Here is a 14208-nt window from a genome sequence, read left to right as displayed (position 1 = left end):
CAAGGCTTGGGTCGGGCAGGATATTAGCTACTATAGACTTCCGGCTTCAAAATCCCGATATAGGGCAGGTTCCGGTACTTCTCCGCAAAATCCAAACCGTAACCAACGATGAACGCGTCAGGAATGTCAAAGCCTGTGTAATGAGCTTCCAACTCAACTTTACGGCCTGAAGGCTTGTCGAACAGCGTAACCACTCGCACCGACTCGGCACCGCGGTTTTCTAGCAGTTCAATCAGATAGCTGAGTGTAAGTCCGCTGTCGATAATATCTTCGACAATCAGAACTTCCCGTCCTTCTACGGATACATCCAGATCCTTAATGATTTTGACAACACCTGATGACTTGGTGGAAGCGCCGTAACTGGATACCGCCATGAAATCCATTTCAACAGGTACCGTTATGTTTTTAACCAAATCAGCCATAAATATAAACGCACCCTTGAGCACACAAATGACCAAAGGATTGCGATTTGCATATTCGGCACTTAGTGTTGCGCCTAATTCCTTGACTTTACTCTGAATTTCTTCTTCACTGATCAATACTTCCTGAATGTCGTTCTGCAACTGTGCGAACCTCCTAAGTTATACTATGAAAGCCTTACCTGAACCATAACCACTACCCCTGAATCGCTGAATCGCCTACAGTCATGTACAGGATTGCGGAAGTGCCCTCCCTGACAGGAGCCACATTGGACCGTCGAACACCCGGTAACCAGATGATATGACCTGCTCCATCACATACCACAGGAATACGTGGACGGACAGATGGGGGGATTTTCTCATCGATGAAAATATTTTTCACCTTTTTGCTTCCGTTTAATCCCATCACTTTCATGGTATCTCCAGGTAACCGTGAACGCACAACCAGCGGCATAAGCAGTTGATCCGCATCAAACGCGGCTTGATCCGCCGATTCCGGTACATGATAGTCCTCGGGACTCACCGTCATCAACCGAATATACCGGTTAATTGGGGTGAGTGAAAGCTCATAAGTTCCACTCCATTGCGCAAGACGATACTCGTAAGATTGATCCTGTACGTCCGTCCGTATGCCAAAAGAAATCAGATTATACTCCCGAGTGCAGGCGAGTGTCTGTCCTATATCCAGGCTCCAGGTCGTCACATGGGTCTCCATGACCTTGCGCCGAATGGTTTCTATACGGGTAAAGTCGACAAAATCACTGTCCAAAGGCAGATAATTCAATATTAGTTTAATCAACCTTCGTTGTAAAGCGACATGTAACTTCAAGAAGGAAGGCACCTCAAAGGTTTGCCTTCCGCCGTTCACCTGCACTAGACACCTGTATGTGTCATATGCACTCTGCTCCATGAAATCGTCTTCATCACCCACAATTTCGGCAAGCCGATTCAATGACGGCGTGAGTTGTCCATTATACTGCCCCAAAAAAGGAAGCACATCCAAGCGAATGGCATTACGCCGATATTTACGCAGGGCGTTGCTCTCATCATTGAAATACATAAAACCCTGGGTATTACAAGCTTCTACAAGGTCTGTCTTGTTTATACGAAGGCATGGACGAATAAGTTCCACATTTTTTTCTCGTCTTTTAAACTTCATTCCTGAGAGTCCCGACAAGCCGGTTCCACGAAGCAAATGAAGCATGACCGTCTCCGCCTGATCATCGGCATGATGTGCCAAAGCGATGCTTGCCGCATTATATTTGGAAGCCACTTCGTGCAAAAAGGCATATCGCTTGTTGCGGGCTGCTTCCTGTGGTCCTTGACCCGTCAGCTCCATATATGAAGGTACATCGGCCTTGGTCCATTCAAATGTAATACCAAGCTGCTGTGCCAGTTCCATCATTTTCTCCGCTTCGTCATCAGATTCGGTCCGGAAACCATGATGTACATGGGCACAAATTAATTCAAGCGGGACATGCCGTATGCTGATCTCGTGCATGATATGCAAAAAAGCTACCGAGTCCGGCCCGCCCGATACTGCGACGACAATCCGATCCCCGGGAACCCATAACTGATGCTCTTCCGCTGCATCCAGCACGTTCTTCACCAGCATGTTCCAGCGTAAAGCCTCCATACCTGTTCCTCATTCCTTACGTTATGTATATGCACTCTCACAGATCAGAAAAGTAGTGCATAGATGAGCACTCCAATAAGTAATATCACAGATACAGCAAATGCGTTTTTAAGCCAGCGCGGTGTTGTACTTTTGGAACGACGGCGGAGAGGCGTGGGGCGTGCCATCATTTCCTTCCACCCTTGTGCCGCATGGCCTGCATCACGAAACTGACCTCGTAATGCCTGAGTCGTCCAATTGCGAAAAGGACCCAGTCGTTCACTGCGCTCCACCAGTGCTACGAGCTGATTCACACTTCGCAGTTGCGGTAATCCTTCGGCTGCCAGTGCCTTGAGCGTGTCTGCTTCAAGTACATGAATCAACAATAATGCAAATGCAAATACATCATAGGTACCATCTGCCGTACGGCTGCCTGCATTCCAGAAACCCCGATCATACCATTCGGTGAACTGTTTGACGCTTCGACCAATCGACGTAACTCCGCCGTAGTCGATCAATTCCACCTGCCCATAGTCGGATACCAACACATTCTGAGGTTTGAGATCACCAAACACCCATCCCGCCTGATGCAATTGTGCCAGCTTCTGCAAGAGTCTAAGTCCCACCAGAAGTGTCCAGTCTGTCCCCTGACGCCGAATAAAGTGATGAAGTGCCTCACCTCTAACGTAACGCATCACATAAAAGGGAATATCCCGGCCACGAACGGCATAATCATCCACATCTTTAAGATAGGAAGGAATGCCGCTCTGCCGAAGGGCCTCATGATTACGCTGTAGTTGAAAAGATTTGAGCACATTGACTTCCGATTGCAGATCAACCGGATCAAATCCCATTTTTAACGCGTAGTGTTTGCCATTTTCACCCCGTTGGACAAGAAAAACGATGCCATTAGCTCCTTTGCCCAGTAGCTTCCGAATCGTGTAACGACTGCGATTCCATTTCCCTGTAACCACTGTTCCTGGCGGGAAAGAGGCGTCAGACAACGTTGTCACCGAGCATCCCTTCTCTTTCAATGCGATAGTTCCCTTCTATTTCCTGCTGTTTCTCCAGTGTACCATAACGGTAAAAATCAATCACCTTCTGAATTGCAGGACCTGTCGGCGTTGCACCCTTCATCTGCAACCTTCCAAACAAGGACCGAACACGGCCTGGATCCGTTGTCCAGTCAATATCCATTACCGCATCTTCTCCACTGTGTCGTCCCGGAAAATGAAATACGGAAAGCTTGCTCTGACCTATACGCGCCTGCAAACTTAACATTAAATCACGAATGCCTTCTTCTACCGCAGCCAGTTTGGGCTTCATGCTGGCACTGACGTCGATTAACAATATAACCTGTAAGGCTGTAGTTTCAGCCATATCATCCATCACTTCCACGACCCGGGCGCGTTGTGCAGGCTCCAGATCGGTTACCGTTTTGGGCTCCTTCTCTCCCAAAATTTGTGTTAACTCTCTATTAACCGCCTGCTGAATGGTCTGAACCACCGTTTTCCTTGTCATCATCTGCATCGTATGAGCAAGCTGACGTGTACCTACAATTTGGCTGATTCCACCTCCGGCTCTGGCAATATCCTCAATCTCCCGGCTACCCAACTCACCAATGGTTCCATAATCAATCACGCCAACCACATTAACCGTAATCCCCTCTTCCAGCGCTTCGGCCGCTGCCAGCACTGGACTTGGTCCTACATTGGAACAACCGTCGGTGATCAATAAGATTTGCTTCATCCGATATCCCTCCGTTATTCGTTACTCTCCAACTCTATGACTAGCATTGCCAGAATGAAGAGACTTCAAACAGAAGAATATGCAATTAACTGACGGTCCGTGGACGCTCCATCCGGTTGATGCCAGGCACACGCAGTGTGGCCCATTCAGGGCGGAAATGCTCTACTTTTCCAACAACGACGGTCATATCATCCAATATCTCATGCTGCTGATATCTTATGACACTTTCAAGCAGGCAATCGGCCAAATCTTGTGGATCATCTGTATCAATCTCTTGAATGAGCCGTTTCATCCATAACTCTTTGTTCACAGCATACCCCGGTGCATCATAGATGCCATCCGTCATCATAATGAGGATATCCCCCGGCTGAAGCTGTACCGTCACCAGATCCACTTCAATATCTTTAATAATACCGATTGGCAAATTGCTGGCTGAAACCTGAATAACCTCCTGTCCTCGTTTGATAAAACTTGGCGTCGATCCGATTTTCATAAACGTGGTCTCTGCCGTATATTCATCAATCAGCGCCATATCCACTGTGGCATACATCTCTTCAGGGGAGCGCAGCATCAGAACAGAGTTCACGGATTTGATCGCCAGTTTCTCGTCCATGCCGGACTGTAGCAACTGTTCCAGTATGTTCAGCGCCGCGCTGCTCTCCATGCGTGCCCGTTCTCCATTGCCCATTCCATCACTGAGCGCCACTGCAAATGTACCATTGCCTAACTCAACCGTACTGAAGCTGTCGCCTGACATCACATCTCCCCCTTTTGCGGCGGCAGCAACACCCGTGGTTACCTCGAACGTTTTGGCTGAACCAAACGTAACGGTTGCCAGTCCCTGACGAGGATCGGTCATGGTCTCATGCAAGACGGCAATATGCTCGTCCAGTACATCCGAGATCAGCGGAGCAATCATTTTCCGGCACTCATCGAATCCACGTGTATATGCATGTACAATCTCAATCTCTACATTGCCCGCTTCCAGATTGATGATCTCAATGGAGTGAATGGACAAGCCCAGTGACTCCAGTGCGTCCCGAATCTGCTCCTCCTGCTGTACCATCTCATCACTTTCCCGCTGAATTTCTTTGGCCAGGTCCTCCATGACCTGAGATACACCGGACAATTGTTCTGCAACCAGCTGCCGGCTATCAATAATTTGACGCTTCCATTGCATGTTATGTTGATGCAGTCCATACTGGGCACGCATGACTTCAAGGACCTCTTCCGGTTTCGCACACACCCTGTTCCAGTCGACTGGAATCTGCTTGCCTGAGATCTCCGGGTTTCCTTCAATCGTACTCATCACGTCCGTCATATATTTGTAGGTTTGAATAAACTTCGCATCCCAGCATTGTGTACGCTTGAAGCAGCTTGCACATGTGCCCTCGGCAACCGCATTCATGAAATGGTCCATTCCACCTTCTTTCTGTACCTGCTCCCCTGCACCGGACATCTGATCAAAGCTACGTGACAATTGACGGAATACCTGTGAGAACCGGGTTACCCGTTCTGCCGTGATATCCCGTATCCGTTTGGCATACTCATGCTGCGATTTGGTATGATCCTGCGTACCCGGTACATATTTGGATATCGCCGTCATCAGGCTTTTAGGTGTTAACATGAATAGTACGATAGCTGCACACGTCTCCCATAATGAGTTCATCACATCGCCCGGTCCGCCCAGATATATGGATAGAATGGACGAACCCAGCAGCATGCCCAGTGCAACCGCCGCACGTTTGCCTTCTCGAAGCATACCCGCCAGCATCCCGGCAAAAGCAAGCAGGCTCATCTGATACACCGCTGACATGTCAGCCAGACTCAGAATCAAGCCGGTAATAACGCCAACTGAGGCTCCAAGGGGGGCTCCGCCCACCAGCGCAAAGATTAATATGAGATAACGGGAGAGCATATGCTCGACGGATAAAGACTGAATGGTCCACCCTACGGCTCCCGTCATAACGGAAGCGAGCAATATGATCAGGCAGAGGATCTCCTCGTTCTTTAGGCTGAACTTTTTTTTGCGGTAGGTGAAGATCGGTATGGCTTGTATAAAAACAAGGGTGAGCACGAAACTTAGTACGGAATCCATCGTGAGCATCAGCATCGCGTACCAGCTGAAGGATGGTCCAATCACAACCGCGAATAACTTGACCATAAATGTAGTCGTAAACACCATCGTTGGTGCATAAGATAATTCAGCACGATCATATGACTCCAGACCGCGGAAGAGCAGATAAAAGATGGCGATCTCCGATGCAACAATGAGTGGTACCGGAAACGGTGCAAAGAGACTGCCTGCGAGAAGTGCAGCGCCTACCGGAATGATGTAATCCCTGCGCATGAAAGCAATTACGGCGAAGTAAGCAATGGCAAAGGGAGATAACTCATTCAGGATCATTGCCTTTCCGAGCAGGAACCCCATAAACGTAAGCAGCAGTACCCATTTGCGGGAAGCAACCATCTGGACAGCCTTGCGGGAGCCAAGCCATTGTTTCAGACGTACCGACAGCTCCTCCCGAGCTTCCGTACCTCCTTTACCTGCTTTCATTCCCGGAAATTGAATGACATTCCACTTTTCCATCATCCTCAAGGCACCCCATTCGATTAATTTGAATTTTCGTGTTTCGTTCTCGATGGTTCTGATTATAGATAGATTAGAAGACGTAGTTTGTCAGAATAGGTGGGCAGGGTCCAAAAAGTTTACGACAAAAGAAACAAGCCTGGCGCGGTGGAGCGAAACCCCCGGCCTTATTGTGGTTTCATTCATTCTCCTACTTGATTCCGACAATCGGAATGTCTGATTTTGAACCGGAGATGGTTTGGTCTCGCCACCATTTGAGCAGGATAACTGTGGAATGCCACGGAAACCTGTCGGTAAAAAATGGTAGACGACAAATGTTCTTATGGTTTCATTTTGCCGTGCAGAAAAACTGGGGATATGGAGCTTCACTTTACAAAAAAAGCTATTCAACTACTTATCTGTGAAAGAAACGCAAAAAAACCGTTAGCCCATGGGCTAACGGTTTTACTTATATGTTTAGATCAGGTTGTGACAGATTACACACGCTTGGCTCCACGGCCTCCGCGTTTGCCTTCTGTGTTCTTCTTAAGCGAAGAGATCCGCTCTTCACTATCTTTCAGGAAGCGTGACATTTTATCCTCAAATGAAGGTTTGCCTGCTGCGGGCTTGAAAGAACGGCCTCCGCGGTCACCACGGTTAAATCCACCGCCGCCACCACCACGACCTTGGCCACCACTTGGGCCTCCGCCGCTGAATCGTTCGCGATCTCCTCCACTGCGTTCCGGTCTAGGAGCTCTCGGGGGTCTAGATTGGGTTTGTTGCTCAACCGGTTTGTCAACAGCTTGCTTAATGGAAAGTCCGATCTTGCCATCCTTGTCAACGTTGATAACCTTCACTGTAACGAGGTCATTCAGCTTCAGGTGGTCGTTGACATCTTTGACATAATTGTCGGCGATTTCCGAGATGTGAACGAGACCCGTGACACCTCCTGACAGATCCACAAATGCTCCAAAATGCGTGATTCCTGTCACCTTGCCCTCTAACTTGGTGCCCACTTCAATTGCCATAGAATAAAATGATCCTCCCTTAAAAATATACAACCCGATTTTTTGAATGCCAAAATCAATGCTGCGCTAATGTAATTATACCTTATGCCATAAACCAAGGTCAACTGAACACTACCCCATCAGAGAGCCTATTTTTTCCGGTTTAACGGCTTCAGACACACGGATAACAAACCTAGCTCGGTAATAGACCGAATTCCATCAGTTCCCTGACTCTTCAACCTGAATCGGCGTTTCCTCAGGAAGATAATATCCTTTTTTCCGTGCCAGCTGTCCTATGTATTCAGGGTCATTCAACCGGCTGACTTCGTACTTCAACTGTTCCAGCTTCTTCAACGTATCTTCCTTTGAAGCTTGCTGAGTGGCCAGATGAGAACTCTTGTCCGAAATTTGTGCATTCTGCACAAGGAATGTATATCCTGCCCATATTACAAATACAATCATAAACGTCATCCAAAGCATGAGGCGCCTTTTTGCACCGGCAGATTTTCCTTGGTTAGTTGGAGCCTTTGATCTGCCCACAGGTGTTTTACCCATTACGGACCTCCTTAAAACCAGCGTTTCCACATCGCTGCAATTCTTGTACCCACACGGATCATGAAGCGTGGCGTTACCCAATGTTTCAGGAGCGCCCTAAACATCCAGCGGAACAACTTGCCGAAAGGTACCAAACACTGCAGCACCAGCCTGCCCAGGAATAATAGTATCGCAATTACAAAACCGAATAATACGCGAATTAACTTATAAATTCCTTTAGCCGGCATAACGATCAGGATGTTAAGGATATGTCCACACCAATGAATCAGCGTTCTTGCGAGTTTAATTAACATTACCACAAAACGCTGGGTTGTAACACTTAAAAGCCAAAAATAGAAGCAAACCCCTATAATCAGCCCCAAAAAGACATAAAACCGCAACTGTCCGTGGTTTCCGGCGTATAGCATCCGAAAAACGAACAGCGCGGAAGTAACCCAGTACAACAGATCGAACGTGTGTATACTCCATCTCGGAAACCGCAGCTGTCCGGACAGTACCCGGTAACTGTCGTAGGCCATTCCCATCACGACCCCCGAGGTAAGCATCCACATCAATGTGATCCATTGAGTATCCGGACTCATCGGAACATCTTGCCAAACAGGCCTTTACCATTTTTGGACTGGGAACCGGGGTCCAGATATTGGAGCGAACTGACTGTGCCTTCAATGGATAACAGACCTTCCTCCAGGCTCAGGTTTTTGATATGTAAATTGTGCCCCCGGATGGTCAGATGCCCAAGTTCAGTCTGCAGCAAAAATTCCTCACTGTCGAAGCTCTCCACGTTGGAGACACCCGTCAGATCCAGCAGTTTCCGATTCTGCATGCTCAGATGATGCTGTTTGGCCTTACCGTGCTCAACCATGGCATGTACCCCTCCTTCTTACACCTAGCTTATGGGTGTGGAGGTTGGAATAGAACCAGCGTTGTTGAACAAATAAACCGGCATCCAGTAAAAACAAAAACGCCCTTCCCTGTTACAGGAGGACGTTTCGATTCAACTTGCATTGAATGAATATTTAATACCAGATGTACTGTTACCAGTTCATTCCGTTATCCTTGGCGATCGGCTCTTCCTTCACCAAGGTGTAGAGGCTGCTCGCCTCATCCTTCTTGGTACTCTCGGCAATTCGTTCCACCTTCACAGTGACCAGTTTCTGACCGAACTGAACCGTCAGCTCATCGCCCACTTTGACAGCGGCGCTGGGCTTAGCTTCACGTCCGTTCACCAGAACACGTCCCTGTTCAGAGACGTCCTTGGCCACAGTGCGGCGTTTGATTAGCCGGGAGACCTTCAGGAATTTATCAAGACGCATTATTTTACGGCTTCTTTAAGTTTGTTGCCTGCTTTGAATGCAGGAACAGTGGACTCAGGAATCACGATTTCATTCCCTGTTTGTGGGTTACGTCCGGTACGACCGGAACGTTTGCGGGTCTCAAAAGTGCCAAAGCCGATCAATTGTACTTTGTCTCCGCTGGCAAGTGCATCTGTAATTTCTCCCAAAAAGCCGTTCAATACGGACTCAACGTCTTTTTTAGTCAAACCACTTTTGGTTGAAATGTTGTTAATCAGATCTGTTTTGTTCATTTTTAAAAGCCTCCCAAATTAAAAAAAAAGTATCTGCGATTCCTGACAATACATCGATTGCCACTGATTCGCGTTAGGTCACTACACATGTATTCTGGCTTGGTATCTGAAATCCTGCCTTAGTCCGCGACTTTTTTTAGCTTTTTGTCGATGGTCTGCAGGGGACAGTCTAAGACCAGTACCCGAAACCATCTGTCGCTAAACACCAACCTCAGTTTACACAGATGAACACATGTTCGTATCATCATAACACACTGCATAACATGATGGAATAAGGTTTATCGGTATTTCCCAGAAAATTGAACCCGTTATAATCCTGCCTTCTTCGCATCCTGCCAGAATTGCTCCATCTCTTCTACATTGCTATCTGCTGGTGTTCTTCCCTGTTCACGTAAACGCTCCTCGATGTACTGGAACCGCCCGACAAACTTGCGGTTGGTCGCAGCAAGTGCCTCTTCCGGGTCCGTATCGATGAATCTTGCAACGTTTGCGGCTGCGAATAATAAATCACCCAGTTCGAGCTTCCGTTCTTCCGCAGACTGGCCTTGTTGCACCGCTTCTTTCAACTCCGCCAGTTCTTCCTCGATCTTGGCAAACACACCTTCAACATCATCCCAGTCAAAGCCTACTTTGGCTGCTTTCTTCTGTAACTTGTATCCCTTCATCAATGCAGGCAAGTCGCGCGGTATACCATCCAGCACGGAAACCTTCTGCTGATCCTGGCCTTTGCGCTTCTTCTCCTCTGCCTTCATCTGTTCCCAGTTCTGAAGGGCTTCATTCGCATCTTCTGCCTGATTATCGCCAAAAACATGTGGATGGCGGAAGATCAGCTTATCATTCAAACCTTCGATGACATCATACACATTAAATGTGCCCACTTCTTCTTCCATCTGGGAATGCAATAAAATCTGCAGCAGCAGATCACCCAGCTCTTCTTTCATATGGTCGGGGTCATCCTCATCGATCGTCTCAATGACCTCATAGGTCTCTTCAATCAGGTTTTTGCGAATGGATTGATGCGTCTGCTCCTGATCCCATGGACAGCCGCCCGGACTGCGAAGAATATTGACGATCTCATGCAACCGCGCAAAGGAACGGCGACGCAGGGCATCATCGGTGTTCTTCGGTACATAGATCAGTGACAGATTGCCGTACCCTTCGATCCGGTCCAGTTCGTGCAATGGAATCTTGTGAATGACCTCCTGGCCCTGTACACCCAACGCGTGACCAACAAATACCGGATAATCATCCGGGTAAACCTCCATCAGGCATAGCTTCACATCTGAAGCAGTGAACACATCGTAGACTTGTCCAATCAATGTATGTAGCTGTGGTTGTACCAATTCCGTGTTCAGGCTGCTGGCATCCAGGAGTTGAAACCCTTCGATTGGATCGAATCCAAGCCGTATAAAGGCTTCGTCCAGAAAGCTCTCCCCGCCCATGACACGCAATGAGATACCCATCTGCGGACAACGTTCTTTGAGCAGGCGCACACTTGCTTCTGCTACCATCGGATGACCGGGTACGGCATACACAATCTCGGTTCCAGCCTCCCCCTTGCGAGCGGCCTCTATCAGTTGGTTCGCGATCTCATCATATACTTCGGGGAAGGAGGACTTCGCCTCATAGATGGCATCAAATGATGTCATCTCCAGCCCCCCTTGCTTCAGATCATTCAATACGGGATGATCCAGGGTACGTACATACAGCGTAGCTGCATGTTTCATTTTTTTGATAATACCTACAGTCAGTTGGTCTGCATCTCCAGATCCAAGACCCACTACGGTTAAAGCTGCACTCATTACGTAAACCTCCATCCGGACTATCCTGTCCAGGCTCAATGATCCATCATGCCTGAACAGGACTAATTACACGTATTATACCAGAATCATTCGATATCCTATAATTGCATATTAGCTGTGCTGGGTGTAGAAGCACCGTGAGCATGAAGCTAGCGCAGCACACGCAGTCTGCCCAGCAGCTTGGCAAGGCGAGGCCCCAACTTGGGCACAGCCGCCAGCTCCGCGGCGGTCAGTAGCCCTGTCCGGGCCGCCGCCAGCAAGAACACGGCCGAGCCTGCGGCAATGCCCAGCAGGCTCACGCCCATCGTGGCCAGCCTGCGGTCGGCCGTGACACCCATGCCGCCGAGCACGGCTTCGGCGGCCCAGGCCGTGCCTAACGCCGCCAGACTCATGGCGGCGATCACCAGCGCCGGCTTCGCCAGGACGGCGCCAGGGGCAGGGCGCAGGGCGACAAGTCGCGCCAGCAGCGCCACATTCAGGCCAGCCGCCAGCATGTAGGCGACTGCGCCTGCCAGAGCCGCGCCGCTGATGCCCAGCGCCGGCACAAGCATGACGTTCAGCAGCGCCTTGACGCCTGCGGCGGCCAGCATGCTGAACGCGGGTGCACGCACGGCGCCGAGGCCTTGCAGCAGCGCCGCCGCAATAATGCTGACGGTGCTGCCCGCAGCCGTCAGCGCCATGTACCGCAGTGCTTCGGTGCCTGCGGCATCTCCGTACAGCATGCGGTTAATCGGCTCCGCCAGCACCGCGAGACCCGCGGATGCCGCCAGGCCGATCAACCAGAACCAGCGCAGCGCGAGGCCTGCTTGCTCCCGCACGGCTTCTGGCCCGCCCTTTAACCGGGCTTCCGCCATCGCCGGAATAAAGAGCACAGACAGTGACGTGGCCAGCATCGTCACCAATTGAACCAGCGGCAATCCACGGTTGTAGATGCCGAAGGAAACCATCGACTGAAGCTCGTCCAGTCCTTCTCCCCGCAGCAATCGGGGTACAGTGAAGGTATCCACCAGATTCATCAGTGGCACAGCCAGCGACCCGAGACAGACGGGAATGGCGTACATGAGCAGCGTCTTGATCCACTCCCCATTGGATCGTGATCTTTCTGCCAGAGCCGGGTTAATAGCACTCACCGTTTTCTTCAGCGGCGTAACCGGTGTATTCTCCTGACGCTCATGACGATCTGATCCAACCTCTCCACTGTTACTGCTCCATTCCGAATTCAATTGCCCGTTGACCACTTCCCTGCCTTTTCGCCGGTGACGGACCATGTATCCTAACATGGTTAACAGCCCAACCATTCCACCAGCAACGGAGCCTATCATGGCACCAGCAGCAATAGTCTCAAGCGAAGCGTCCCGTCTCATCAACCACAGAAGCAGAACAATCATGACGGTGACACGTATCGTCTGCTCCACCACTTGTGATACCGCTGTTGGAACCATCTGCTGTAATCCCTGAAAATATCCCCGCAGCCCTGTCATCACCGGTACGAACAATAACGCCCATGAAGCTGCACGAATTGATGGAACCACATGGCGGTTGCCAATCATGTCAGCGATCAGCGGCGCACCTGCATACATCAAGAGCGCCATTATAATTCCAATTCCCCCGAGCAGTAGGGAAGATAGTCGAATAATTCTTCTGCTCTCGTCTGGTCTTCCGAGTGCGTTCTGTTCTGCTACGAATTTGGATACGGCCAGCGGCAGCCCTGCAGCAGCAAGCGTGATAATGAGCATATATAACGGATACACCGTATTGTAGATGCCAAATACACCGTCTCCCCCCAGATTCTGAAGCGGAACCTTCTGAAAAGCACCAATGATTTTAGAGATAATGGCAGCAAGCCCAAGTATAAATGCACCCTGTAGCAGCCTAGAGCCTGTAGACGGCTGTTTCATAAGTTCCTCCCACGTAATCCTTTTAAGCATACCTTGCTATTATAACTGCCTGAAGGCACACAGACTAACCCTCCCCCATCACAATCATCCGGATTAACTTCGTTGTCCCTTAAAATGCAAAAACTCCCGTATGCCCAAGACAGGGCACCAGGAGTTGATCTGCGGTCTATTGTTCCATTTGCTTGCCAAGGAAACCAGCAGCCGTCTCAGACATCTTCACTTCCATCTGAGACATCTTCACCGATTCATCCTTATTGAATAGGATAACCGTTCCGATGGGGTCACCACCTGAAATAATCGGCGCAATAACAAAAGAGGATAACGTCTCGTCATGATCTTTGCTAAGTTCATAAGAACCATTGTTTGTTTCCAGAATGGTCTTCCTGTTTTCCATACAACCTTCCAACAGTTGACCCACCTGCTTGTCCAAATATTCTTTCTTGGAGCCGCCTGCCACCGTGATAATGGTATCCCGGTCAGAAATCATCGTTACATGTCCTGTACTCTCATACAGGGATTCTGCATATTCTTTGGCAAAATCACCAAGTTCGCCAATTGGCGAATATTTTTTAAGGATAACTTCTCCATCACGATCCACGAAAATTTCCAGTGGATCACCTTCACGAATACGTAACGTACGGCGGATTTCTTTTGGAATGACCACACGACCAAGGTCATCTATACGGCGGACAATACCAGTAGCTTTCATTTCACATGTTGCCCCACTTTCTCGAGAAGATTTTTCAACTACTGTTCCTTAATGGGTAGAGGAAAGTCCCAGAACGTTTAGTGTGATATCTTGACCATAGTATTCATCTGTTCCCATTTCCTTATACATGCTTCGGAGAATATAGTTGTGTAACTTTCGAAGAAGGCGACCATGTACCCATATGACTTGAATATATAAAAGAAGAAGCAAGAAGGAGGTCCTAAGTCCTCCCCTTGCTTCTCTGTATGGTTGTCCATATTTACGAAGTACAAGGCATTCATTCGGGCGAATTTAACCCCT

The 14208-nt window shown here is 49.1% G+C and carries 14 protein-coding genes; all 14 read right to left on the bottom strand.

Going from position 1 to position 14208, the window contains the following annotated elements:
• Positions 1–23: 23 nt before the first annotated feature.
• Positions 24–563, bottom strand: coding sequence for a hypoxanthine phosphoribosyltransferase (hpt, locus tag PAEAM_RS15250; protein ID WP_017691352.1), 540 nt, complete (start codon positions 561–563; stop codon positions 24–26).
• A 52-nt stretch (positions 564–615) separates the two neighbouring features.
• Positions 616–2055, bottom strand: coding sequence for a tRNA lysidine(34) synthetase TilS (gene tilS / locus PAEAM_RS15245; RefSeq protein ID WP_100528130.1), 1440 nt, complete (start codon positions 2053–2055; stop codon positions 616–618).
• 44 nt (positions 2056–2099) lie between these two features.
• Positions 2100–3047, bottom strand: a complete 948-nt coding sequence (locus PAEAM_RS15240; protein ID WP_100528129.1) for a serine/threonine protein kinase — start codon at positions 3045–3047, stop codon at positions 2100–2102.
• The gene (locus tag PAEAM_RS15235; protein WP_036668461.1) at positions 3031–3783 is read right to left on the bottom strand and encodes a VWA domain-containing protein; all 753 of its coding nucleotides are present in this window, start codon (positions 3781–3783) and stop codon (positions 3031–3033) included. The genes PAEAM_RS15240 and PAEAM_RS15235 overlap by 17 nt, the downstream gene beginning before the upstream one ends.
• An 85-nt stretch (positions 3784–3868) precedes the next feature.
• Complete coding sequence (spoIIE, locus tag PAEAM_RS15230) at positions 3869–6376, bottom strand: stage II sporulation protein E (protein ID WP_179088724.1); 2508 nt, start codon at positions 6374–6376, stop codon at positions 3869–3871.
• Positions 6377–6849: 473 nt separating this feature from the next.
• Positions 6850–7380, bottom strand: a complete 531-nt coding sequence (locus tag PAEAM_RS15225; RefSeq protein WP_017691357.1) for a S1 domain-containing RNA-binding protein — start codon at positions 7378–7380, stop codon at positions 6850–6852.
• A 198-nt stretch (positions 7381–7578) separates the two neighbouring features.
• The gene (locus tag PAEAM_RS15220) at positions 7579–7914 is read right to left on the bottom strand and encodes an FtsB family cell division protein (protein ID WP_076254642.1); all 336 of its coding nucleotides are present in this window, start codon (positions 7912–7914) and stop codon (positions 7579–7581) included.
• A gap of 11 nt (positions 7915–7925) precedes the next feature.
• Positions 7926–8495 (bottom strand): spore cortex biosynthesis protein YabQ, encoded by a 570-nt coding sequence (gene yabQ / locus PAEAM_RS15215; RefSeq protein WP_100528128.1) that lies wholly within the window; start codon positions 8493–8495, stop codon positions 7926–7928.
• Positions 8492–8776, bottom strand: a complete 285-nt coding sequence (yabP, locus tag PAEAM_RS15210; protein ID WP_036606119.1) for a sporulation protein YabP — start codon at positions 8774–8776, stop codon at positions 8492–8494. The genes yabQ and yabP overlap by 4 nt, the downstream gene beginning before the upstream one ends.
• A 172-nt stretch (positions 8777–8948) precedes the next feature.
• Complete coding sequence (locus PAEAM_RS15205; protein WP_036606120.1) at positions 8949–9227, bottom strand: RNA-binding S4 domain-containing protein; 279 nt, start codon at positions 9225–9227, stop codon at positions 8949–8951.
• Positions 9227–9499: an HU family DNA-binding protein gene (locus PAEAM_RS15200; RefSeq protein ID WP_017691362.1), complete on the bottom strand. Its 273-nt coding sequence runs from the start codon at positions 9497–9499 to the stop codon at positions 9227–9229. Before PAEAM_RS15200 ends, PAEAM_RS15205 begins: the two co-directional genes overlap by 1 nt.
• 308 nt (positions 9500–9807) lie before the next feature.
• Positions 9808–11301 carry a bifunctional methyltransferase/pyrophosphohydrolase YabN gene (gene yabN, locus PAEAM_RS15195; protein ID WP_100528127.1) on the bottom strand — a complete coding sequence of 498 codons (1494 nt, stop codon included), beginning with the start codon at positions 11299–11301 and terminating at the stop codon, positions 9808–9810.
• Positions 11302–11450: 149 nt separating this feature from the next.
• Complete coding sequence (locus PAEAM_RS15190; protein ID WP_100528126.1) at positions 11451–13199, bottom strand: putative polysaccharide biosynthesis protein; 1749 nt, start codon at positions 13197–13199, stop codon at positions 11451–11453.
• A 166-nt stretch (positions 13200–13365) separates the two neighbouring features.
• On the bottom strand, positions 13366–13908 hold the full coding sequence (gene spoVT / locus PAEAM_RS15185) for a stage V sporulation protein T (protein ID WP_036606123.1): 543 nt from the start codon (positions 13906–13908) through the stop codon (positions 13366–13368).
• Positions 13909–14208: the final 300 nt, after the last annotated feature.

The sequence above is a fragment of the Paenibacillus sp. GM1FR genome, from assembly GCF_002803315.1.
GTDB classification, from domain to species: domain Bacteria; phylum Bacillota; class Bacilli; order Paenibacillales; family Paenibacillaceae; genus Paenibacillus; species Paenibacillus amylolyticus.
The sequence above is the reverse complement of the archived record's forward strand: the minus strand, read 5'-3'. Positions and strand labels throughout refer to the sequence as shown.